At 73.2% G+C, this 20,703-nt stretch carries 18 protein-coding genes and 1 riboswitch; of the genes, 5 read left to right on the top strand and 13 right to left on the bottom strand.

All coding sequences use genetic code 11. From position 1 onward, the window contains the following. Positions 1–203 precede the first annotated feature (203 nt). A complete protein-coding gene (locus C593_RS0124580; protein ID WP_018849990.1) occupies positions 204–1,643 on the bottom strand; it encodes a gamma-aminobutyraldehyde dehydrogenase in 1,440 nt (479 codons plus the stop codon). Positions 1,644–1,825: 182 nt separating this feature from the next. On the opposite strand from C593_RS0124580, the gene C593_RS0124585 reads away from it, so the two are divergent. The 4 genes from C593_RS0124585 (at position 1,826) to C593_RS0124600 (ending at position 5,918) form a co-directional block, all read left to right on the top strand. Further along, entirely contained in the window at positions 1,826–2,323 is a 498-nt protein-coding gene (locus C593_RS0124585; RefSeq protein ID WP_026278041.1) for an Lrp/AsnC family transcriptional regulator, read from the top strand. Then, positions 2,308–3,696, top strand: a complete 1,389-nt coding sequence (locus tag C593_RS0124590) for an aspartate aminotransferase family protein (RefSeq protein WP_078521857.1) — start codon at positions 2,308–2,310, stop codon at positions 3,694–3,696. The genes C593_RS0124585 and C593_RS0124590 overlap by 16 nt, the downstream gene beginning before the upstream one ends. A 315-nt stretch (positions 3,697–4,011) precedes the next feature. Continuing rightward, positions 4,012–4,761: an ATP-binding cassette domain-containing protein gene (locus tag C593_RS0124595; protein ID WP_018849993.1), complete on the top strand. Its 750-nt coding sequence runs from the start codon at positions 4,012–4,014 to the stop codon at positions 4,759–4,761. After that, positions 4,743–5,918 (top strand): hypothetical protein, encoded by a 1,176-nt coding sequence (locus C593_RS0124600; RefSeq protein ID WP_018849994.1) that lies wholly within the window; start codon positions 4,743–4,745, stop codon positions 5,916–5,918. The genes C593_RS0124595 and C593_RS0124600 overlap by 19 nt, the downstream gene beginning before the upstream one ends. Positions 5,919–6,012: 94 nt before the next feature. On the opposite strand, the gene C593_RS0124605 is transcribed toward C593_RS0124600, so the two are convergent. The 9 genes from C593_RS0124605 to rpsB form a co-directional block, all read right to left on the bottom strand. Further along, positions 6,013–7,041: an ABC transporter ATP-binding protein gene (locus tag C593_RS0124605; protein ID WP_018849995.1), complete on the bottom strand. Its 1,029-nt coding sequence runs from the start codon at positions 7,039–7,041 to the stop codon at positions 6,013–6,015. Beyond that, the gene (locus C593_RS0124610) at positions 7,041–8,657 is read right to left on the bottom strand and encodes an ABC transporter permease (protein WP_018849996.1); all 1,617 of its coding nucleotides are present in this window, start codon (positions 8,655–8,657) and stop codon (positions 7,041–7,043) included. The genes C593_RS0124605 and C593_RS0124610 overlap by 1 nt, the downstream gene beginning before the upstream one ends. 89 nt (positions 8,658–8,746) lie before the next feature. Further along, entirely contained in the window at positions 8,747–9,850 is a 1,104-nt protein-coding gene (locus C593_RS0124615) for a thiamine ABC transporter substrate-binding protein (RefSeq protein WP_018849997.1), read from the bottom strand. Further along, positions 9,845–9,950: riboswitch (TPP riboswitch) on the bottom strand. Its footprint overlaps the gene before it by 6 nt. Positions 9,951–10,078: 128 nt before the next feature. After that, entirely contained in the window at positions 10,079–11,185 is a 1,107-nt protein-coding gene (rlmN, locus tag C593_RS0124620; protein WP_018849998.1) for a dual-specificity RNA methyltransferase RlmN, read from the bottom strand. 79 nt (positions 11,186–11,264) lie between these two features. Further along, positions 11,265–12,500 (bottom strand): phosphatidate cytidylyltransferase, encoded by a 1,236-nt coding sequence (locus C593_RS0124625; protein ID WP_026278043.1) that lies wholly within the window; start codon positions 12,498–12,500, stop codon positions 11,265–11,267. Continuing rightward, a complete protein-coding gene (frr, locus tag C593_RS0124630) occupies positions 12,500–13,057 on the bottom strand; it encodes a ribosome recycling factor (RefSeq protein WP_018850000.1) in 558 nt (185 codons plus the stop codon). The genes C593_RS0124625 and frr overlap by 1 nt, the downstream gene beginning before the upstream one ends. A gap of 135 nt (positions 13,058–13,192) precedes the next feature. Next, the gene (gene pyrH / locus C593_RS0124635) at positions 13,193–13,957 is read right to left on the bottom strand and encodes a UMP kinase (RefSeq protein ID WP_026278044.1); all 765 of its coding nucleotides are present in this window, start codon (positions 13,955–13,957) and stop codon (positions 13,193–13,195) included. Between the two features lie 158 nt (positions 13,958–14,115). Further along, a complete protein-coding gene (gene tsf, locus C593_RS0124640) occupies positions 14,116–14,952 on the bottom strand; it encodes a translation elongation factor Ts (protein ID WP_018850002.1) in 837 nt (278 codons plus the stop codon). Between the two features lie 160 nt (positions 14,953–15,112). Then, the gene (gene rpsB, locus C593_RS0124645; RefSeq protein WP_018850003.1) at positions 15,113–15,994 is read right to left on the bottom strand and encodes a 30S ribosomal protein S2; all 882 of its coding nucleotides are present in this window, start codon (positions 15,992–15,994) and stop codon (positions 15,113–15,115) included. Between the two features lie 625 nt (positions 15,995–16,619). Between rpsB and C593_RS32010 the strand changes: the two genes are divergently transcribed. Next, positions 16,620–17,534, top strand: a complete 915-nt coding sequence (locus tag C593_RS32010; protein WP_486591177.1) for a murein hydrolase activator EnvC family protein — start codon at positions 16,620–16,622, stop codon at positions 17,532–17,534. 26 nt (positions 17,535–17,560) lie between these two features. On the opposite strand, the gene C593_RS0124655 is transcribed toward C593_RS32010, so the two are convergent. The 3 genes from C593_RS0124655 to dprA form a co-directional block, all read right to left on the bottom strand. Beyond that, entirely contained in the window at positions 17,561–18,118 is a 558-nt protein-coding gene (locus tag C593_RS0124655) for a TetR/AcrR family transcriptional regulator (protein ID WP_018850005.1), read from the bottom strand. Between the two features lie 60 nt (positions 18,119–18,178). Next, complete coding sequence (gene whiG / locus C593_RS0124660) at positions 18,179–19,015, bottom strand: RNA polymerase sigma factor WhiG (protein WP_026278045.1); 837 nt, start codon at positions 19,013–19,015, stop codon at positions 18,179–18,181. Between the two features lie 244 nt (positions 19,016–19,259). Then, complete coding sequence (dprA, locus tag C593_RS0124665) at positions 19,260–20,552, bottom strand: DNA-processing protein DprA (protein ID WP_018850007.1); 1,293 nt, start codon at positions 20,550–20,552, stop codon at positions 19,260–19,262. Positions 20,553–20,703 lie beyond the last annotated feature (151 nt).

The raw sequence follows: 20,703 nt of genomic DNA on the forward strand, positions 1-20,703 counted from the left end.
GACCCCTGCGGGCGCCGGGCGACAGCCTGTCGAGCCGGACGGGAACCGGTCGCCGCCGGGCCCCACGGCACACCGGGTGCGGGTGTTGCTCCCGGGCCGCGTGGTCGGCGCGGGCGCGCGCGCCGGGCCGGCCCGCCCCGCGCGAAGAGGCCCGGGGAGCAAGCGTGCTCCCCGGGCCCCTCACACCGCCGCCGGCCGGCGGCTCACGCGTCCAGGGACGTCATCACGTGCTTGACGCGCGTGTAGTCGTCGAAGCCGTACGCGGAGAGGTCCTTGCCGTAGCCGGACTTCTTGAAGCCGCCGTGCGGCATCTCCGCGACCAGCGGGATGTGCGTGTTGATCCAGACGCAGCCGAAGTCCAGCGCCTTCGACATCCGCATCGCCCGCGCGTGGTCCTTCGTCCACACGGACGAGGCGAGCGCGTACTCGACGCCGTTCGCCCACTCCAGGGCCTGCGCCTCGTCCGTGAAGGACTGGACGGTGATGACCGGGCCGAAGACCTCGTTCTGGATGATCTCGTCGTCCTGCTTGAGGCCGGAGACGACGGTCGGGGCGTAGAAGTAGCCCTTGTCGCCGACCCGGTGGCCGCCCGCCTCGACCTTGGCGTGGGCCGGGAGGCGGTCCACGAAGCCGGAGACCTGGTCGAGCTGGTTGGCGTTGTTCAGCGGGCCGTAGAGCACGTCCTCGTCGTCCGGGGCGCCGGTCTTGGTCTCGGCGGCGGCCTTGGCGAGGGCGGCCACGAACTCGTCGTGGATGGACTCCTGCACCAGGACCCGGGTGGCAGCCGTACAGTCCTGGCCGGCGTTGAAGAAGCCCGCCACCGAGATGTCCTCGACGGCCTTGGGGATGTCGGTGTCCTCGAAGACGACGACCGGGGCCTTGCCGCCCAGCTCCAGGTGGACGCGCTTGACGTCCTTGGCGGCCGAGGCGGCGACCTGGATGCCGGCGCGTACCGAACCGGTGATGGAGGCCATCGCCGGGGTCGGGTGCTCGACCATCAGGCGGCCGGTGTCGCGGTCGCCGCAGACCACGTTGAAGACGCCCTTGGGCGCGATGGCGCCGATGATCTCGGCGATCAGCACGGTGGAGGCCGGGGTGGTGTCGGACGGCTTCAGCACGACGGTGTTGCCCGCCGCCAGCGCCGGCGCGAACTTCCACACGGCCATCATCATCGGGTAGTTCCACGGCGCGACCTGCGCGCAGACGCCCACCGGCTCACGGCGGACGATCGAGGTCAGGCCCTCCATGTACTCGCCCGCCGAGCGGCCCTCCAGCATCCGCGCGGCACCCGCGAAGAACCGGATCTGGTCCACCATCGGAGGGATCTCCTCGGTGCGGGTCAGCTCCAGCGGCTTGCCGGTGTTCTCCGACTCGGCCGCGATCAGGTCCTCGGCGCGCTCCTCGAAGGCGTCCGCGATCTTCAGCAGGACCTTCTGGCGCTCGGCGGGGGTCGTGTCGCGCCACGCGGGGAAGGCGGCGGCGGCGGCCTCCATGGCCGCGTCCACGTCGGCCTGACCGGACAGCGGCGAGGTGGCGTACGCCTCCCCGGTGACGGGGTTGACGACGTCGATGGTCCGGCCGTCGGCGGCGTCCTTGAACTCCCCGTTGATGTAGTTGCGCAGACGACGCAGCTCGGTGGTCACTGTTGCCACCCCTCCTGTGAGATGTCCGATGGGTGAGACACACCCACCCTAATCCGAGTCCCGACGTTTTCAACAGGCCCACCCCTCCCCGACTTCGGATTCAGTCAGATCGAGAGCACGATTCAACGAATTTCATCGGTTCGGGGTTGCGAGACCGACGAGTCCCGGTGCAGAGTGAGGTCGTGGCCAGCCGTAGCGCAGACTCCAGGAACGGGACCGGCAGCGGATCGTCGCCGACGATCGACGCCGTCTCCCTCGCGATCATCGAACAGCTCCAGGAGGACGGTCGCCGTCCGTACGCCGCGATAGGCAAGGCCGTGGGCCTTTCCGAGGCGGCCGTCCGGCAGCGCGTCCAGAAGCTGCTCGACCAGGGCGTGATGCAGATCGTCGCCGTCACCGACCCTCTCACCGTGGGTCTGCGACGGCAGGCGATGGTCGGCATCACCGTCGAGGGAGACCTCGACCCGGTCGCCGACGCGCTCACGGCCATGGCCGAATGCGAGTACGTGGTGATGACCGCGGGCTCGTTCGATCTGATGGTCGAGATCGTCTGCGAGGACGACGACCACCTGCTCGAAGTGATCAACAAGCGGATCCGCGCGCTCCCCGGCGTGCGCTCCACCCAGAGCTTCGTCTACCTCAAGCTCAAGAAGCAGACCTACATGTGGGGAACCCGATAGCCGTGAGCCAGGACCTCAGCGACCTCTCAAAGTCCGCCTACGACCACCTGTGGATGCACTTCACCCGCATGTCGTCGTACGAGAACGCCCCCGTCCCCACCATCGTGCGCGGTGAGGGCACCTACATCTTCGACGACAAGGGCAAGCGCTACCTCGACGGCCTCGCCGGCCTCTTCGTCGTCCAGGCCGGCCACGGCCGCCACGAGCTCGCCGAGACGGCCTACAAGCAGGCCCAGGAGCTGGCCTTCTTCCCGGTCTGGTCCTACGCCCACCCCAAGGCCGTCGAGCTGGCCGAGCGCCTCGCCCACCACGCGCCGGGCGACCTCAACAAGGTCTTCTTCACCACCGGCGGCGGCGAGGCGGTCGAGACCGCCTGGAAGCTTGCCAAGCAGTACTTCAAGCTCAAGGGCAAGCCGACCAAGTACAAGGTCATCTCCCGCGCGGTCGCCTACCACGGCACCCCGCAGGGCGCCCTCTCCATCACCGGCCTCCCCGGCCTGAAGGCCCCCTTCGAGCCGCTGGTCCCCGGCGCGCACAAGGTGCCGAACACCAACATCTACCGCGCCCCGCTCTTCGGCGACGACCCCGAGGCCTTCGGCCGCTGGGCCGCCGACCAGATCGAGCAGCAGATCCTCTTCGAGGGCCCCGAGACCGTCGCAGCGGTCTTCCTGGAGCCCGTGCAGAACGCGGGCGGCTGCTTCCCGCCCCCGCCCGGCTACTTCCAGCGGGTCCGCGAGATCTGCGACGAGTACGACGTGCTCCTCGTCTCCGACGAGGTCATCTGCGCCTTCGGCCGCCTCGGCACCGTCTTCGGCTGCCAGAAGTTCGGCTACGTACCGGACATGATCACCTGCGCCAAGGGCATGACCTCGGGCTACTCCCCGATCGGCGCCTGCATCATCTCCGACCGCCTCGCCGAGCCGTTCTACAAGGGCGACAACACCTTCCTGCACGGCTACACCTTCGGCGGCCACCCCGTCTCCGCCGCCGTCGGCCTGGCCAACCTCGACCTGTTCGAGAAGGAGGGCCTCAACCAGCACGTCCTCGACAACGAGGACGCCTTCCGGGCCACCCTGGAGAAGCTGTACGACCTCCCGATCGTCGGCGACGTCCGCGGCAACGGGTACTTCTACGGCATCGAACTGGTCAAGGACAAGACCACCAAGGAGTCCTTCACCGACGAGGAGACCGAGCGCGTCCTGTACGGCTTCCTCTCCAAGGCCCTCTTCGACGCCGGCCTGTACTGCCGCGCCGACGACCGCGGCGACCCGGTGATCCAGCTCGCCCCGCCCCTGATCTCCGACCAGTCGACCTTCGACGAGATCGAGCAGATCCTGCGCGGGGTCCTGACGGAGGCGTGGACCAAGCTCTGACCCGGCCGCGGCCCGGGCCCCGCGCCCGGCCGACCACGCCCACCACGGCGTCCGCCCGCGCCGGCGCGGCCCCGCCGGCGCGGGCGGACCACCCCCCGGTCCCCCTCAAGACCTTCCCGGTCTCCCCGGGGACCCGGGCCCGGAGCACACCCTCCCCGGCTCCGGCGCCCCGCCACGGCCCGGGGGCCGTCCATCCGAGTGAGATGGACGGCCCCCGGGCCGCGTGCTTCCCCGGACCCCGGCGGCGACTCCCTAGCGTGCCCAGTGACCCATCGGACCTGTCTTCGTTCCCCCGTACGGGGGGCCGGAAATCTGATGAGAACCGAGGAGTACGCGATGGTGGCCCCGCCGGACAACGATGTGATCTGGGCTCGCTCCCTGCACCACGCCCACCGCGGCTCGCCGGCGCTCGTCGGCGTCTCGCTCGGGGTGCGCGAGAGCGAGATCCTCGCCGTGCACGGCGCTCGCGGCAGCGGCAAGACGACCCTGCTGAAGTGCCTGTCCGGCCAACTCGTCCCGCAGCAGGGCGAGGTGTGGTTCAACAGCTCCCCCGTGCACACCATGGCCCCGCTCCACCGGGAGCGGCTGCGCCGCGACCGCTTCGGCTGGATCGACCCCGAACCGGTCCTCGTCCCCGAACTGAAGGCATGGGAGAACGCGGCCCTGCCGCTGCTGCTGCGCGGCGACTCCCGTCGGGCAGCCCGGGCGGCCGCCCTGGAGTGGATGGACCGGCTCGACATCGGCGCCGTCGCCAAGAAGCGCCCGCACGCCCTGGTCCGGGCCGAGCAGCAGCGGGTCGCGGTGGCCCGGGCCCTGGTGGCCACACCCGCCGTGCTCTTCGCCGACGAGCCGGCCGCGGCGCTGCACTCCGCCGACGCCGCCCATGTCCTGCGGACCGTCACCGCCGCCGCCCGGTCGCACGGCATCACCATGGTGCTCGCCACCCACGACGCGGAGACGGCCGGGCTCGCGGACCGGGTGATCACCCTGGCCGACGGGCGGCGCGCCGGCCTCACCCCGGCCGACGAGGCGGAGGGCCGGGCCGCGTGCTCGCTCTCCGTCTAGCCCGGGGCGCGCACGCCCTCGTCCAGCTGCGGCGGCTGATGGTCGCCGCCGCGTCGGCGGGCGTGGGCTTCCTGCTGCTGTGCGCGCTGGCGTACGCCCTCGCCCACCCCGGCGACCCGGGGGCGGCCCTGCGCCTGCTGTGGTGCCTCGTCCCGCTCGCCGCGACGGTGTACTTCGCCGTCGCCGTCGCCCGCACCGACCCGGGGACCCGGCCGCGGCCCGGACTCTCCTCGGTCGGGCTGGGCCCGGCACGGCTCACGGCGGTCGCGGCGGCGACCACCGCCGTGGCCGCGACCCTCGGCAGCGCGGTGGCCCTGCTCTTCTTCCTGCATCTGCGGGGCGATCTGACGGGGCTGCCGTTCGACGGGGCGGCCGCCGACCTGCTCGCCGCGGGCGAATCGCTTCCGCTGGGGGCCGCGCTGCTCCTGCTGGCGCTCGTCCCGCTGACCGCCTCGGGCGCGGCGGCGCTCGCCCTGCGGCCCGGCGGCGGGGGCGCGTCGGCCCCCGGGGAGGCCGAGGACACCGGGGACGCGGTCCGGGAGGCGCCGCCGACCGCGCCGGCCGGGCTGCCCTGGGGTGTGGCGCTGGTCGCCGCCGGGCTCGCCGTCGAGGCGTACGCGGGCGGGCGGCCGGGCGGGCGGACCGTTCCGCTGCCCGGACAGGCCGAGAACCTGCCCGCAGCGGTCCTGGGCGGCTGGTGCCTGACCGCGCTCGGGCTCTGGCTCGCCGGGCCGGCCCTGACCCATCTGTGCGGGCGGTTCCTCCAGGCCTTCCGGCCCGGTGCGACCCGGCTGCTCGCGGGCAGGATCCTGATGTCGGAGGCCCGCCGCATCGGCCGCCCGCTGGGCGTGGTGTGCGCGGTGGCCTCGGCGGGGCTGGCCGCGGCGACGGTCTACGGCGGGCCCGGGAGTCCCTGGGGGCCGCTGACCGTCCTCGGCGCGGTCCTCGTCGCCGCCTGCACCGGCGCGACGCTGCTCACGGCGGCCCTCGAAGCGCGCCGGTCACGGGAGGCGACCAACGCCGCGCTGCTGCGGATGGGCGCCTCCCCGACGGCGCTGCGCCGTGCGGCGGCGGTCCGGGTGGGCGCGCTGCTCCTGCTGTTCGTCCCTCTGACCTGGGCGGTCGCCGCCCTCGCCGCGGCGCCGTTGACGGGCTGACCGCCCGCGCTCGTCCTCGCCCCCCGATCCCGCGCCCCGGCCCCGGTCTCGCCACCGGCGGCCGGGGCGCGTGTGTGCCGGGGCTCGGGCCGGCTCACCCGTGGTCGAGGACCACCACGTCCTCCGGGTCGAAACGGACCCCCACCACCGCGCCCTCCGCCGGGGCGTCGCGCAGGGTGCACTCGGCCTCCAGCACGGGACCGGTCTCCGGGCGGAGGCGGACGGCGACGCGGCTGCCGCGGAAGGTCCGTGCCTCGACCGCGGCCGGGAGCCCGGCCGCCGGACCGGTCAGCCGGACACCCGAGGGACGCACCAGCAGCGTCCGCTCCCCCTGCGGCGCCTCCTTCGGGACCGGGACCTCGCCCCAGGGCGTGGCCGCCGCCGCGCCCGTCACCCGCGCGGCCACCACGTTGTCGAAGCCGAGGAACCGGGCCACGAACGCGGAGGCGGGCCGCTGCCACACCTCGGTCGGCGTCCCGGCCTGGGCGATCCGCCCGTCCCGCATCACCACCACCCGGTCCGCGAGCGCGAACGCCTCGCCCTGGTCGTGCGTGACCGCCAGCACCGTGGTGCCCAGCCGCCCGAACAGACCGCGCAGTTCGACGACGAGCCGCTCCCGCAGCCCCCGGTCGAGCTGCCCCAGCGGCTCGTCCAGCATCAGCAGCCTGGGCTCCGGGGCCAGCGCCCGCGCCAGCGCCACCCGCTGCTGCTCGCCCCCGGACAGCGCGGCCACCGCCCGCCCCTGCGCACCGGGCAGCCCCACCAGCTCCAGCAACTCCCCCACCCGGCGGGCCCGTTCGGCCCGGGGGACACCGTGCATCCGCAGCCCGAAGGCCACGTTGCCGGCCACGTCCCGCTGCGGGAAGAGCTGGTGGTCCTGGAACATCAGGCCCACCCCGCGCCGGTGCGCCGGGACCCCGGCCTGGTCCGCCCCGGCGAGCAGCACCCGCCCCGCGTCCGCCCGCTGGAGGCCCGCGACCACCCGCAGCAGTGTCGACTTGCCGCTGCCGCTCGGCCCGAGGACGCACACGGTCTCGTGCTCGGCGACCTCCAGGTCCACCGCGTCGAGCGCGGTCCGCCCGCCGAACCGCACGGTCACGTCCGCCAGTTCCAGCAGCGCCATCAGAACTCCCCGGAGGTCTTGTCGGAACGGATGCGTTCGAGGAGGAGCAGGGCGACGGCGCAGACCACCATCAGGATCACCGACAGGGCCATCGCCTGCCCGTAGTTGAGCTCCCCGGGACGCCCCAGCAGCCGGGCGACGGCGACGGGCAGGGTCGGGTTGTCGGGGCGGGCGATGAACACCGTCGCCCCGAACTCGCCCAGCGAGACGGCGAACGCGAAGCCGGCGGCGACCAGCAGCGCCCGCCGCACCAGCGGCAGATCCACCTCCCGCCAGGCGCGCAGCGGGGACGCCCCCAGCACCGCCGCCGCCTCCCGCAGCCGCGTGTCCACGGCCCGCAGCACCGGCAGCATGATCCGCACCACGAACGGCACCCCGACCAGGGCCTGGGCCAGCGGCACCAGGATCCAGGAGGCGCGCAGGTCCAGCGGCGGTTCGTCGAGGGCGATGAGGAAGCCGAAGCCGACGGTCACCGCGGAGACGCCGAGGGGCAGCATCAGCAGCGCGTCGAAGCCGCGAACCAGCCGTCCGGCCCGCCGGGTGAGCGCGGCGGCGGCCAGCCCGCCGACCGTGACGGAGATCGCGGTCGCGGCCAGCGCGTACCAGAGGGAGTTGGCGACCGCCTCGATCGGCGGGACGAGGAAGACACCGCCCCGGGAGTCGACCTCGGTCAGCGCCCGGTAGTAGTCCAGGCCGTAGCCGGCGGGGGTGTCGAAGGACCGCTCGACCAGCACGGCGAGCGGGGCGAGGAGGAGCACCAGCACGGTCGCCAGCACGCCCCCCAGCAGCGCCCACTGCGCCGCGCCGCGCGGCCGGTGCGCGGTGCGCGCGGGGTCCACCAGCCGCAGGGCGCTCTCCCGGCGGCGGACGGTCCACGCGTGCACGGCGAGGACCACGCCCACGGCGGCGAACTGCACCAGGGTCAGGACGGCCGCGGTCGGCAGGTCGAGGAGGTCGGCGGTCTGCCGGTAGATCTCCACCTCCAGGGTGGCGAAGGTGGGCCCGCCGAGGATCTGCACGATGCCGAAGGAGGTGAAGGTGAACAGGAAGACCATCAGCGCGGCCGCCGCCAGCGAGGGGGCCAGCGCGGGCAGCGTGACCGTCCGCCAGGCCCGGAGCCGCCCGGCGCCCAGCATCCGCGCGGCCTCTTCCTGCCGGGGGTCGAGCTGGGCCCACAGCCCGCCGACCGTGCGCACCACGACGGCGTAGTTGAAGAAGACGTGCGCCAGCAGGATCGCCCAGACCGTGGTGTCCAGGCGGACGCCCGCCAGCTCGTCCAGCAACCCGCCACGCCCGACGAGGGCGAGGAAGGCGGTGCCGACGACCACCGTCGGCAGCACGAACGGCACGGTGATCACCGCCCGCAGCAGTCGTCTGCCGGGGAAGTCGAGCCGGGCGACGGCGTAGGCGCCGGGGAGGGCGATCAGCAGGGTGAGCGCGGTGGAGGCGAGGGCCTGCCAGGTGGTGAACCACAGCACGGACAGGATGTCCGGGCGGGTGACCACCTCGCCGATCCGGTCCAGGTGCCAGGCCCCGTCCGCGCGCAGGCCACGGCCGACGATGGCGGTGACCGGGTAGGCGAAGAAGACCGCGAAGAACGCGACCGGCCCGGCCATCAGCGCGAGCCGGGCCGCGCTCCCCCGGAGCGAGCCCGGCCCGGGTCCGGGCTCGCGGACCGGGCCCCGGCCCGGGTCCCTGGCGGGGTCTACTTCAGGACGAGCGAGGACCACGACCGGACCCACTGCTCGCGCTTGCCGGCGATCGTGGCGGGCGCGACGGTCTCGGGCTCGTCCACGACCACGCCGTGCTCGGTGAACAGCTCGGGCAGCTTCGCGTCGGAGACGACCGGGTGGACGAACATGTTGAGCGGCATGTCCTCCTGGAAGGTCGTGGAGACCAGGAAGTCCAGGAGCGCCTTGCCGCCCTGCTCGTTCTTCGCGCCGTCGAGCAGGCCCGCGAACTCGATCTGCCGGAAGCAGGTCCCGGTCGCGACGCCAGTGGGCGCCTCCTTCGGCTGCGGCTCCGCGTACAGGACCTCGACGGGCGGGCTGGAGGCGTAGGAGACGACGAGGGGACGGTCGGCGCCAGCCTTCTTGCCGCCGGCGGAGCCGGAGAACTCCTCGTTGTACGCCTGCTCCCAGCCGTCGACGACCTTCACGCCGTTGGCCTTCAGCTTCTTCCAGTAGTCCTGCCAGCCGTCCTCGCCGAAGGCGCCGACGGTGCCGAGGAGGAAGCCGAGGCCGGGCGAGGAGGTGGCGGCGTTCTCGACCACCAGGAGGTTCCTGTACGCGGGCTTCGCGAGGTCGGCGAAGGTCTTCGGCGGGGCGAGCTTCCTGTCCGCGAAGTACTTCTTGTCGTAGTTGACGCAGACGTCACCGGTGTCGACGGGCGTGACGCGGTGCTCGTCCCCGTCGAGCCGCACCTCGGGCGCGACACGGTCCAGGCCCTTCGCCTCGTAGGGCGTGAACAGGTCGTTGTCGAGGGCGCGGGAGAGCAGGGTGTTGTCGACGCCGAAGAAGACGTCGCCCTGCGGGGAGCCCTTGGTGAGGATCTCCTTGTTGAGCGCGGTGCCGGCGTCCCCGCTCTTGAGGATCTTCACGGTGTAGCCGGTCCGCTCCGTGAACTCCTCGAGGACGGCCTCGGAGGCCGCGAAGGACTCGTGGGTGACCAGGGTGACGGTCTTGGACCCGGCCCCGTCGCCGTTGCCGCCGCCCCTGTCCTCGGAGCCGCTGCCGCAGGCCGCGAGGGAGGTGATGCCGAGGGCGGCGGCGAGGGCCGTGCCGACGGCACGGCGAAGCTGGCTGTTCATGGTGTGCTGACTCCCTACGCCGGTATGACCCGGATCAGGTCCGAGGGTCTGCGGCCGTGCCGCACTCTCAGCGCTGTGGTGCGCTCCCCTGTCGGAATGTTTCGTTGTCGGCCGTCCGCACCGTGCTCGGCGCGGACGGGGTCGTCCGCTCAGCCACTGTTCATCTGTGCGAACGTACAGGGCGCACAGTATCAGCCACCTCCGCCGGGCCCCGGCCGGCCGGGGGCCTCAGCGCTCCTGGGCGGCGAGCTGCCCGCACGCCCCGTCGATCTCCTGCCCGCGGGTGTCCCGGACGGTGACCGGGACGCCGTGCGCGGCGATCGCCTCGACGAAGGCGCGCTCGTCCTCGGGACGGGACGCGGTCCACTTGGAGCCCGGGGTCGGGTTGAGCGGGATCAGGTTGACGTGCACCCGCTTGCCCTTGAGGAGGCGCCCGAGGAGGTCGCCGCGCCAGGCCTGGTCGTTGATGTCCCGGATCAGCGCGTACTCGATGGAGATGCGGCGGCCGGACTTCTCCGCGTACTCCCAGGCCGCGTCGAGGACCTCACGGACCTTCCAGCGGGTGTTCACCGGCACCAGGGTGTCGCGCAGCTCGTCGTCGGGGGCGTGCAGGGAGACGGCGAGACGGCACTTGAAGCCCTCGTCGGCGAAGCGCAGCATGGCCGGCACCAGACCCACGGTGGAGACGGTGATCCCGCGCTGGGAGAGGCCGAGGCCGTCCGGCTCGGGGTCGGTGAGCCGGCGGATGGCTCCGACGACCCGCTTGTAGTTGGCAAGCGGCTCGCCCATGCCCATGAAGACGATGTTCGACAGCCGGGCGGGGCCGCCGGGGACCTCCCCGTCCCGCAGGGCACGCATGCCGTCGACGATCTGGTGCACGATCTCGGCCGTGGACAGGTTGCGGTCCAGCCCGGCCTGGCCGGTGGCGCAGAACGGGCAGTTCATCCCGCAGCCGGCCTGCGAGGAGATGCACATGGTGACCCGGTCCGGGTAGCGCATCAGCACGGACTCGACGAGCGTGCCGTCGTGCAGCCGCCAGAGGGTCTTGCGGGTGGTGTCGTCGTCGCAGGAGATGTGGCGGACGACCGACATCAGATCGGGCAGCAGCTCCCCGGCGAGCTTTTCGCGGGCGGCGGCGGGGATGTCGGTCCACTGCGCGGGGTCGTGCACGTACCGGGCGAAGTAGTGCGTCGACAACTGCTTGGCGCGGAACGGCTTCTCGCCGATCGCGGCGACGGCCTCCTTCCGCTCCGCGGGCGTGAGGTCGGCGAGGTGCCGCGGCGGCTTCTTGGCTCCGCGGGGCGCGACGAAAGTGAGTTCTCCGGGCTTAGGCATGGTTCATCCAGTGTCGCAGAGATGAGAATGGGGGCCCGCCGCCCTGTGGGCGGCGGGCCCCCAGCCGAAGAAGCGCAGGTCACCCCGTGCCGACGAAGATCACCAGGAGCAGCCAGACCACGGGCGCGGTCGGCAGGAGGGAGTCGAGGCGGTCCATGATGCCGCCGTGGCCCGGGAGGAGGGTGCCCATGTCCTTGATGCCCAGGTCGCGCTTGATCATCGACTCGCCGAGGTCGCCCAGCGTCGCGCTGGCCGCCACCGCGAGACCCAGCAGCAGGCCCTGCCACCAGGCGCCGCCGTCCACCAGGAACTGCATGCACAGCGCGCCCGCCGCCATCGCGAAGCCGACGGCACCGAGCAGCCCCTCGCGGGTCTTCCCGGGGCTGATGCGCGGGGCGAGCTTGTGCCTGCCGAAGCGCCAGCCGACCGCGTACGCGCCGGTGTCGCTGACGATGGTGAGCACCAGGAAGGTGAGCACCCGCTGCGGGCCGTCGTCGGCGGCGAGCATCATCGCCACGAAGGTGGCCAGGAACGGGACGTAGAAGGCGGCGAAGACGCCGGCCGTGACGTCCTTGAGGTAGCCCTCGGGCGGTTGGGTCATCCGCCACACGAGGACGGCGAGCGCGGTGAGCGCCATGGCCACCCAGGCGCCCTCCGCCCCCCGGAGGTAGCCGGCCACCACCATGGCCGCGCCACCGACGGCGAGGGGCACCAGCGGCGCCCTGATCTGCTTGCGCTCCTCCAGGCGGGTGGTGAGCTCCCACAGCCCGACGACGACGGCGACCGCTATCACGCCGATGAACACGGCCTTGACGAAGAAGAGCGAGGCCACGATCACGGCGCCGAGCCCGACGCCGACCCCTATGGCCGCCCGCAGGTCCCGGCCGGCCCGCTTCTTGCCCGTCGGGTGCGCGGGCATCGGGGGCGGCGGCTGCTGAGCGTGCTGCCGGGCCTCGTCCTGCGGCGGCTGCGACGGACCCCCGGAGGGCCGCGGCGCGGCCGGCGGGGACGGGTGCGCGGCCGGCGGCGGGGTGGACATGGGCTCCTGCGGATCGTCGTCACGGAACAGGGGGCCGCCGAGCCGGGCGGCTCCCTCCTCGGGGCCCCCGCGGCGGCCGTGACGGCCGCCGGGGCGGTTTGCGGACTGGGCGTCTCTCCCTGCGTCGGGAAAGTCCGGCACGATGGGCATGGGCCGAGTCTGCTGTGCGTCGTGCCCATCGCGGGCAGGACCCGCCGGGAGGGGCCCCTGGTCGGGCGGTGGCCAGGCACCGGCGTATCCCGCGCCGGCGGAGGCCCCCCAGGAAGAGTCGTTCATCAGACCTCGAGCAGCTCGGCTTCCTTGTGCTTGAGCAGCTCGTCCACCTGCGTCACGTACTTCGCGGTGGTGTCGTCGAGCTCCTTCTCCGCACGCCGGCCCTCGTCCTCGCCGACCTCGCCGTCCTTGACGAACTTGTCGATGGTCTCCTTGGCCTTGCGGCGGACGGCGCGGATCGAGATCTTCGCGTCCTCGCTCTTGGTCTTGGCGACCTTGATGAACTCCTTGCGGCGGTCCTGCGTGAGCTCCGGGAAGACCACACGGATGATGTTGCCGTCGTTGCTCGGGTTGACGCCGAGGTCGGAGTCGCGGATGGCCTGCTCGATGTTGCGCAGCGCGGACTTGTCGAACGGCGTGACGACCGCCATCCGCGGCTCGGGCACCGAGAACGAGGCGAGCTGGTTGATCGGGGTCAGGGCACCGTAGTAGTCCGCCACGATCTTGTTGAACATCGCCGGGTGCGCACGTCCGGTACGGATCGCGGCGAAGTCGTCCTTGGCGACCAGGACGGCCTTCTCCATCTTCTCCTCGGCCTCGAGGAGGGTCTCTTCGATCACCACTTGCTCCTGCGTGTCTTGAGTTGGGCCCGGCATCCCACTGGGCCGTCGGAACCTGCGTCGCGTGTTCCCTGCACGGTGTCCGACCGGCAGGACTTTGTCCATCCCCGGAAGTCGCCCCCCGGGGCCCGGGGATCAGACCCGGGTGTCGCGGTCGCTCACGAGCGTGCCGATCTTCTCACCCTTCACCGCGCGGGCGATATTGCCCTCGGCGAGGAGTTCGAAGACGAGGATCGGCAGGGCGTTGTCACGGCAGAGCGTGATGGCCGTGGCGTCGGCGACCTTGAGGTCGCGGGAGAGGACCTCGCCGTACTCCAGGGCGTCGAAGCGGACCGCGTCGGGGTTCGCCTTGGGGTCGGAGTCGTAGACGCCGTCGACGCCGTTCTTGCCCATGAGCAGGGCCTCGGCGTCGATCTCCAGGGCGCGCTGGGCGGCCGTGGTGTCGGTGGAGAAGTAGGGCATGCCCATACCGGCGCCGAAGATGACGACGCGGCCCTTCTCCAGGTGGCGCACGGCGCGCAGCGGGATGTACGGCTCGGCGACCTGGCCCATGGTGATGGCGGTCTGGACGCGGGAGTCGATGCCCTCCTTCTCCAGGAAGTCCTGGAGGGCGAGGCAGTTCATGACGGTGCCCAGCATGCCCATGTAGTCGGAGCGCGCCCGGTCCATGCCGCGCTGCTGGAGCTCGGCGCCGCGGAAGAAGTTTCCGCCGCCGATCACGATCGCGATCTCCGCGCCGTCGCGGACGACCGCGGCGATCTCGCGTGCGATGGCGTGCACGACGTCGGGGTCGACGCCCAGGCCGGTGCCGCCGGAGAACGCCTCTCCGGACAGCTTCAGCATGAAGCGGCCGGCCTTTTTGCCGTGGTTGTCGTCGCCTGTAGCGGCGCCCTGATTCATGGGGATCTCCTCGTGCACATACGAAGAAGGCCATTGCCCTGGGGTCCTTGCGGCTTCCCGTACGGCAATGGCCTCCTCGTCAGATCTGCGGTCGTCCGGCGCGGGCGCGGACGACTGCCTCAGACCCTACCGGGGTCCGGTGTCCGTCGTGTACGGACTCAGATGCCGACCTTGATGCGGCTGAAGCGCTTCAGGCTGACGCCGGCCTCGTCCAGGATCTGCTGGACGGTCTTCTTGTTGTCCAGGGCGTAGGGCTGGCCGAGGAGGGTGGCCTCCTTGAAGAAGCCGTTGACGCGACCCTCGACGATCTTCGGGAGGGCGGCCTCGGGCTTGCCCTCGGCGCGGGTGGTCTCCTCGGCGACGCGGCGCTCGGACTCGACGACCTCGGCCGGGACGTCCTCACGGGACAGGTACTTCGGCGCGAAGGCGGCGATGTGCTGCGCGACGCCCTTGGCGACCTCGGCGTTCTCCTTGTCGAGCTCGACGAGGACACCGATCTGCGGGGGCAGGTCGGGCATGGTGCGGTGCATGTACGCGGTCACGTAGCCGCCGGTGAACTGCGCGAAGCGGTCCAGGACGATCTTCTCGCCGAGGTTGGCGTTGGCCTCGTCCACGTACGCCTGGACGGTCTTGCCGGGCTCGATCTCGGAGGCGAGCAGGGCCTCCAGGTCGGCCGGGGCCGTCTTGGCGACGTGAGCGGCCAGGGAGTTCGCCACGGCCTGGAACTTCTCGCCCTTGGCGACGAAGTCCGTCTCGCACTTCAGCTCGACGATGACACCGGAGGTGTTGTCGTCGGCGATGAGGGAGACCACGGCGCCGTTCTCGGCGGAGCGGCCCTCACGCTTGGCGACGCCCTTCTGGCCCTTGATGCGCAGCGCCTCGACGGCCTTGTCGACGTTGCCGTCGGCCTCGTCCAGGGCCTTCTTGCAGTCCATCATGCCGGCGCCGGTGAGCTCGCGGAGCTTCTTGACGTCAGCGGCGGTGTAGTTCGCCATGAGTCTGGGTTTCTCTCTCGAAGTCTGTGAGATCGGTCTGAGATCTGCGAAAGACCCGGGCCCGGTGGATCGTGCGGACCGGGCGGATCTACGGGTGGACGGCGGGGGCATCGTGTGCCCCCGCCGTCGTCGACCGGTCCGTGCGGGCCGGTCCCGCGGGTCAGGCCTGCTCGGCCTCGGCGGCGGGGGCCTCGGCGGCCGGAGCCTCGGCGGCGGCCTCGGCCGGCTTCTCCGCGGCGGGGGCCTCGGCGTCGTCGGCCTTCTTCTCACCCTCGAGCAGGTCGCGCTCCCACTCGGCGAGCGGCTCGCCCTGGGCCTTCTCGCCCGGCTTGGAGTCGCCGGTGGCGGCGCCGGAGCGGGCGATGAGGCCCTCGGCGACGGCGTCGGCGATCACGCGGGTGAGCAGGGTGACGGAGCGGATCGCGTCGTCGTTGCCCGGGATCTTGTAGTCGACCTCGTCGGGGTCGCAGTTGGTGTCGAGGATCGCGACGACCGGGATGTGGAGCTTGCGCGCCTCACCGACGGCGATGTGCTCCTTCTTGGTGTCGACGATCCAGACGGCGCTCGGCACCTTCTGCATCTCGCGGATACCACCGAGGGTCTTCTCCAGCTTGGCCTTCTCACGCGAGAGGACCAGGAGCTCCTTCTTGGTGAGACCGGAGGCGGCGACGTCGTCGAAGTCGATCTGCTCCAGCTCCTTGAGGCGCTGCAGACGCTTGTAGACGGTCGAGAAGTTGGTGAGCATGCCGCCCAGCCAGCGCTGGTTGACGTACGGCATGCCGACGCGCGTCGCCTGCTCGGCGATGGCCTCCTGGGCCTGCTTCTTCGTGCCGACGAACATGATGGAGCCGCCGTGCGCGACGGTCTCCTTGACGAACTCGTAGGCGCGGTCGATGTACGACAGCGACTGAAGCAGGTCGATGATGTAGATGCCGTTGCGCTCGGTGAAGATGAAGCGCTTCATCTTCGGGTTCCAGCGACGGGTCTGGTGACCGAAGTGGACGCCGCTTTCCAGCAGCTCCCGCATCGTGACGACGGCCATGGCCGTATCTCCTTGGATTCTCGGTTGTGTCCTGACGCCCCAACGCGCCGTGCCACAGAAGGACCGAGGAGCGCGGCCACCGTCCGCGAAGGGACCGGTGGCGGGGCGTGCGAAGTCGACCCGGTGACCCGGATCGCCGTAAGAAGTGTACGGGACCCGAAGACCCCCGGGTGACGCCGCTGTCCACAACGCTCCCCTTGTCCACAGCCCGGGCTGGTGCGGGGGCGGGTTCCGCCACGGTGGAGGCATGAACTGCTGCGCTGCGCCGCCGGATCGCCCTGACGGACGCCCTGTTCCTGGACCGGGCGCCCGCGCCCCGGTTACGCGCGGGGCCGCCCCCGTGGGGCGGCGTGCGCGCGTCGCGGGCGCTCGAGCGCGGGGTGCGCGCGGGGTCGCAGCCCTGGCCGCGCGCGGGGCGCGGGCCTGCCGGTGGGCGTGCGGGACGGGCGCCCCGGCCGAAGACGCGTGCGGGGGCGCCCCTGGAGCGGGAGCCGATGACGCCCTGGACCCGCGCGTCGGGGGTGCGCGCGGGGCGCGGGCCGGGCGGCGGCTGGACGGGGCGGGTGCCCGGGCCCGGAGCCGCAGTCGGCACGGGGTCGCCGTGCGGCGGGCGTGTGCGGCGGCCGTGGCCGTGGCTCTGGGGCTGCTGGTGGTGGGAGCGGGGGTGACCGGGCCGCCGGCGCGGGGGCCCGCTCCCGCGATGGGCGGGGACGGCCCGCCGGCCGTGGCGGCTCCGGCCGGGGCGGACACCCGGTACGGCACCCGCACGGACGGGTGGCTCCCCCGGCAGGCGGCCCCTGCCGCGCGGCCCGCCGCCGGGCAGGTCCCGCGCGCGGACGCGGAGCGGGCGCGGACGGGACCGCTCGCGCCGGGGAAGCCGGGCGCGGCTCATGCGGTGGGCCGGGGCGAGCCGCCGGTACCGGGCCCGGACGGGGCGGGCATCCGGTACGGCCCCGGTCCGGCCGAGGGGCGGGTACGGCCCGCCGCCGGGCATCGTCCGGACGCGGGCGAGGCGTTGGCACACTCCGCGACGCGCCCGCCGGGCACGGTCCGGGAGCGGTCGGCCCCGGCGGCGGGCCGCGCGGACGGCGGGACGGGGCGGAGCTGGCCCGTCGGGGCGCCGAGGCCCGTGGTGGTGCGGGGGTGGGACCCGCCCTCGTCGCCGTACGCGGCCGGGCACCGGGGCGTGGATCTCGCCGCCGGGCCGGGCACGGCGGTGCGCGCCGCCGCCCGGGGGCGGGTCGTGTTCGCGGGCCGGGTCGCGGGGCGCGGCGTCCTGAGCATCGCGCTCACCGGTACGGGGGACCCGCCACTGCGGATCACCTACGAACCGGTGCGCCCGCTCGTCGCCGCCGGCGACGAGGTGGTCGCCGGACAGGCCGTCGCCACGCTGGAGCCGGGCGGCACCCACTGCCCCGTGAGCTGTCTGCACTGGGGCCTGCTGCGCGGGGACGCGTATCTGGACCCGCTGTCCCTGCTGCCGCCGTGGATGCTGCGCCGTGCCCCGTCCCGTCTGCTGCCGGTGCTCACCGTGGGCTGAGTCCCGGGGCGGCGGGGCGGAGGCCGTCAGCCCCGGACGCCCCGCAGGGCCATCGCGACCGCCGCGTCCGCGATGGTGGACGGGTCCTCCGCCGCGCCGAGCTCGATCCGGCGGACCGCCGCGTCCACCACGCCCTGGAGGAGCATCGCGGCCAGGCGCGGCTCGCGCTGCCCGAGTTCGCCGAGCGCCTCGACGATCATGGCGATCAGGCCGCCGTGCGCGGCGCGGATCTTCTCCCGCGCCCCAGCGTCCAGTTCACTCGCGGAGATCGCGACGACCGCACGGTGCTGCCGGTCCCCGACCAGCTCCAACTGGCGCCGCACATACGCCTCGACCTTGTCCTCGGGCGTGCTCGCCCGGGCCATCGCGTCCTCCACCTCGGCCGCCCAGACGGGGAAGTCGACGGCGCAGAGTTCCTCGACGACCGCCGCGCGGGAGCGGAAGTACTCGTAGACGGAGGACCGCGCGAGACCCGTGCGCTCGGCCAGCGCGGGGAAGGTCAGCGCCTCGGTACCACCTTCGGACAGGAGGGAGCGCGCGGCGTCCAGCAGGGCGCCTCGCTGCATCGTCCGGTGCTCGGCCACGGAGGCCGCTCGAATCCTGGGCACCCCTCCACTTTACGGATGCCGCCGCCTCCGTGGGGCTCAGCGTCCGACGTCGGCCAGCTTCGCCCGCAGCTGGAGGACCGACTTGGTGTGGATCTGGCTCACCCGGCTCTCGGTGACGCCCAGCACATGGCCGATCTCGGCGAGGGTCAGGCCCTCGTAGTAGTAGAGCGTGACCACGGTCTTCTCCCGGTCGGGCAGGGTGTTGATCGCCCTGGCGAGCAGCCTGCGCAGTTCGCGGTCCTCGGCCACCTCCACCGGGTTGTCAGCGGCCGTGTCCTCCAGGGTGTCCATGAGGCTGAGCCGGTCGCCGCCCTCGCCGCCTGCATGGAGCAGCTCCTCCAGCGCGACCACGTTGGCCAGCGACAACTGACTGAAAACCGAGTGCAGTTCCTCGACCGTCACGTCCATCTCGGCCGCGACCTCGGCCTCCGACGGGGTGCGCCGCAGCTGCGCTTCGAGCGTGGCGTAGGCGCGCTCGACCGCGCGGGCCTTCTGCCGTACCGAGCGCGGAATCCAGTCCAGCGCCCGGAGTTCGTCGATCATGGCACCGCGGATACGGGTGATCGCGTACGTCTCGAACTTGATCGACCGGTCGACGTCGAACTTCTCGATGGCGTCGATGAGCCCGAAGACCCCGGAGGACACGAAGTCCGCCTGCTCGACGTTGGAGGGGAGCCCCACGCTGACGCGGCCGGCCACGTACTTGACCAGCGGGGAGTAGTGCAGGATCAGCTGCTCCCGCAGCCGCTCGTCGCCGGTGGCCTTGTACGACCGCCACAGCTCCTCCAGCGACGAGGGAGCCGAGGGCCGCACGGCGGCACGGGCAGCAGCGGGCACTACCGCGCGGTCGGACCCGGACGTGTGCTGGGGCATGCGTTGCCTTGAGCCGTTCTGCTGTGGACGGTAAATCGGGTGAGGCGGCCGAGGCCGGAAATCGCGAGCGTAGCGTGACTGCGCCGTCGCGGTGGGCGAGCGGGCGCGGATCGGACCGATGGGGGTATGCGCCCTCGCCCACACCTTCGAATAGGGGCCGATGCGCCGCGCACCGGCCCCCGCGGCGTCACACGCACGACTGGGAGGGCCATCGCCCCTCACCTTTTCACCCGAATGCTCCAGGTCAAGCACCGCCTCGCCGGGTGTTCGAGCACCGATCCGCCCGGGGTGCCAGCCGCCACGCCCGCCCGCTGCGCTCGACGAACCCCAGGGAGTGCAGTTCGTACAGCCGGGCCAGCGCCTCGTCGGGCCCTGTCCCGGCCGCCCGCGCGACCTCCTCGGCCCCGGCCCCACCCCGGCCGGGAAGGGCCTCCAGCACGCTCCGGCTCACCGGGTCCAGCAGGTCCCGGGGCAGCACGGGACCGGTGTGCTCCGGGGCCAGCTCGCCGATCTCCCCCACCAGCTCGACCACCTCCGCCGCGCCCCCGACGAGGACCGCCTCGCCACGCAGCAGCTCGTGCACCCCGGCGGAGAGCGCGCTGGTGACCGGGCCGGGGACGCCCATGGTGAAGCGGCCCAGTCGCTGCGCGCTGCGCGCGGTGACCAGCGAGCCGCTGCGGCGCGCGGCCTCGACGACCACCGTGCCCCTGGTCAGGGCGGCGATCACCCGGTTGCGCAGGACGAACCTGCTGGGTGTGGGGTGCTGCCCGGGCGGCAGCTCCCCGAGGACCAGGCCCTGGCGCACGATCCGGTCGATCAGCTCCCCGTGGCCCCGGGGATAGGCGACGTCGACCCCGCACGCCAGGACCGCGGCCGTGACACCCCCGGCGGCGAGCGCGCCCCGGTGCGCCGCGCCGTCGACCCCGTACGCGGCACCGGACACCACGACCCACCCCCGCTCGGCCAGTCCGCCGGCCAGCTCCGCGGCGATGTGCGCGCCGTACGGGGTGCAGGCCCGCGCGCCGACCAGTGCGACGGACCGCAGCGCCCATCTGCGCAGGTCGGGGCTCCCGCGCACCCAGAGCCCGATCGGGCGGGCGTCGCCGAGGTCGTCGAGCTGGGTCGGCCACTCGGGGTCGCCGGGGACGAGGAACCGGCCGCCGAAGGCGCGGGCGGTGGCGAGGCTCCGGCCGGGGACGACCCCGGCGGCGCGTGCCCGCAGCCCGGCGGACCGCTCCCGGGTAAGCCCCGGCAGCCCGGCCCCTTCCCCCGCGCGGCCGGGCAGCAGCCGGGCGAGCAGTTCCTCCGCGCCGAGGTCCCTGAGCCAGCGGCCTGCTCGCGCGTCGCCGGGCTCCAGGATCTCCGTCAGAGCTGATCTGGCGACCCGCTCCGCGTCGGGTGGGGAGTGCGCCGGCGCGTGCGCCCGGTCGGCGCCTTCCTCGTCCGCCCCGAAGGCCGGTCCGGGTGGGACGGCCGCCCGGGCGACGTGCTCCGTGCCCGGTCCGGGGGGAGGCGGCCCGTGGGCCTCGGCGGTCATGGCGGACCCCCTCCCGGGCCGGAAGCCGCGCCGGGGCCGGCACCGGCACCGGCACCGGCACGGGAAGCCCCGCCGGAACCGGAAGCGGCACCGGGACCGACGCCCGGGCCCGGCTTCGCGAGCCACGCCGCCGGGCACGCCGCCGCCGGAC

The sequence above is a fragment of the Streptomyces sp. CNT372 genome (assembly GCF_000377145.1).

Excerpts from the sequence above, each read along its gene's own strand:
- C593_RS0124595 (WP_018849993.1), top strand. The coding sequence starts at position 4,012 with ATGAGAACCGAGGAGTACGCGATGGTGGCCCCGCCGGACAACGATGTG.
- C593_RS0124605 (WP_018849995.1), bottom strand. The coding sequence starts at position 7,041 with ATGGCGCTGCTGGAACTGGCGGACGTGACCGTGCGGTTCGGCGGGCGG.
- C593_RS0124610 (WP_018849996.1), bottom strand. The coding sequence starts at position 8,657 with ATGGCCGGGCCGGTCGCGTTCTTCGCGGTCTTCTTCGCCTACCCGGTC.
- C593_RS0124615 (WP_018849997.1), bottom strand. The coding sequence starts at position 9,850 with ATGAACAGCCAGCTTCGCCGTGCCGTCGGCACGGCCCTCGCCGCCGCC.
- rlmN (WP_018849998.1), bottom strand. The coding sequence starts at position 11,185 with ATGCCTAAGCCCGGAGAACTCACTTTCGTCGCGCCCCGCGGAGCCAAG.
- C593_RS0124625 (WP_026278043.1), bottom strand. The coding sequence starts at position 12,500 with ATGAACGACTCTTCCTGGGGGGCCTCCGCCGGCGCGGGATACGCCGGT.
- pyrH (WP_026278044.1), bottom strand. The coding sequence starts at position 13,957 with ATGAATCAGGGCGCCGCTACAGGCGACGACAACCACGGCAAAAAGGCC.
- tsf (WP_018850002.1), bottom strand. The coding sequence starts at position 14,952 with ATGGCGAACTACACCGCCGCTGACGTCAAGAAGCTCCGCGAGCTCACC.
- rpsB (WP_018850003.1), bottom strand. The coding sequence starts at position 15,994 with ATGGCCGTCGTCACGATGCGGGAGCTGCTGGAAAGCGGCGTCCACTTC.
- whiG (WP_026278045.1), bottom strand. The coding sequence starts at position 19,015 with ATGCCCCAGCACACGTCCGGGTCCGACCGCGCGGTAGTGCCCGCTGCT.
- dprA (WP_018850007.1), bottom strand. The coding sequence starts at position 20,552 with ATGACCGCCGAGGCCCACGGGCCGCCTCCCCCCGGACCGGGCACGGAG.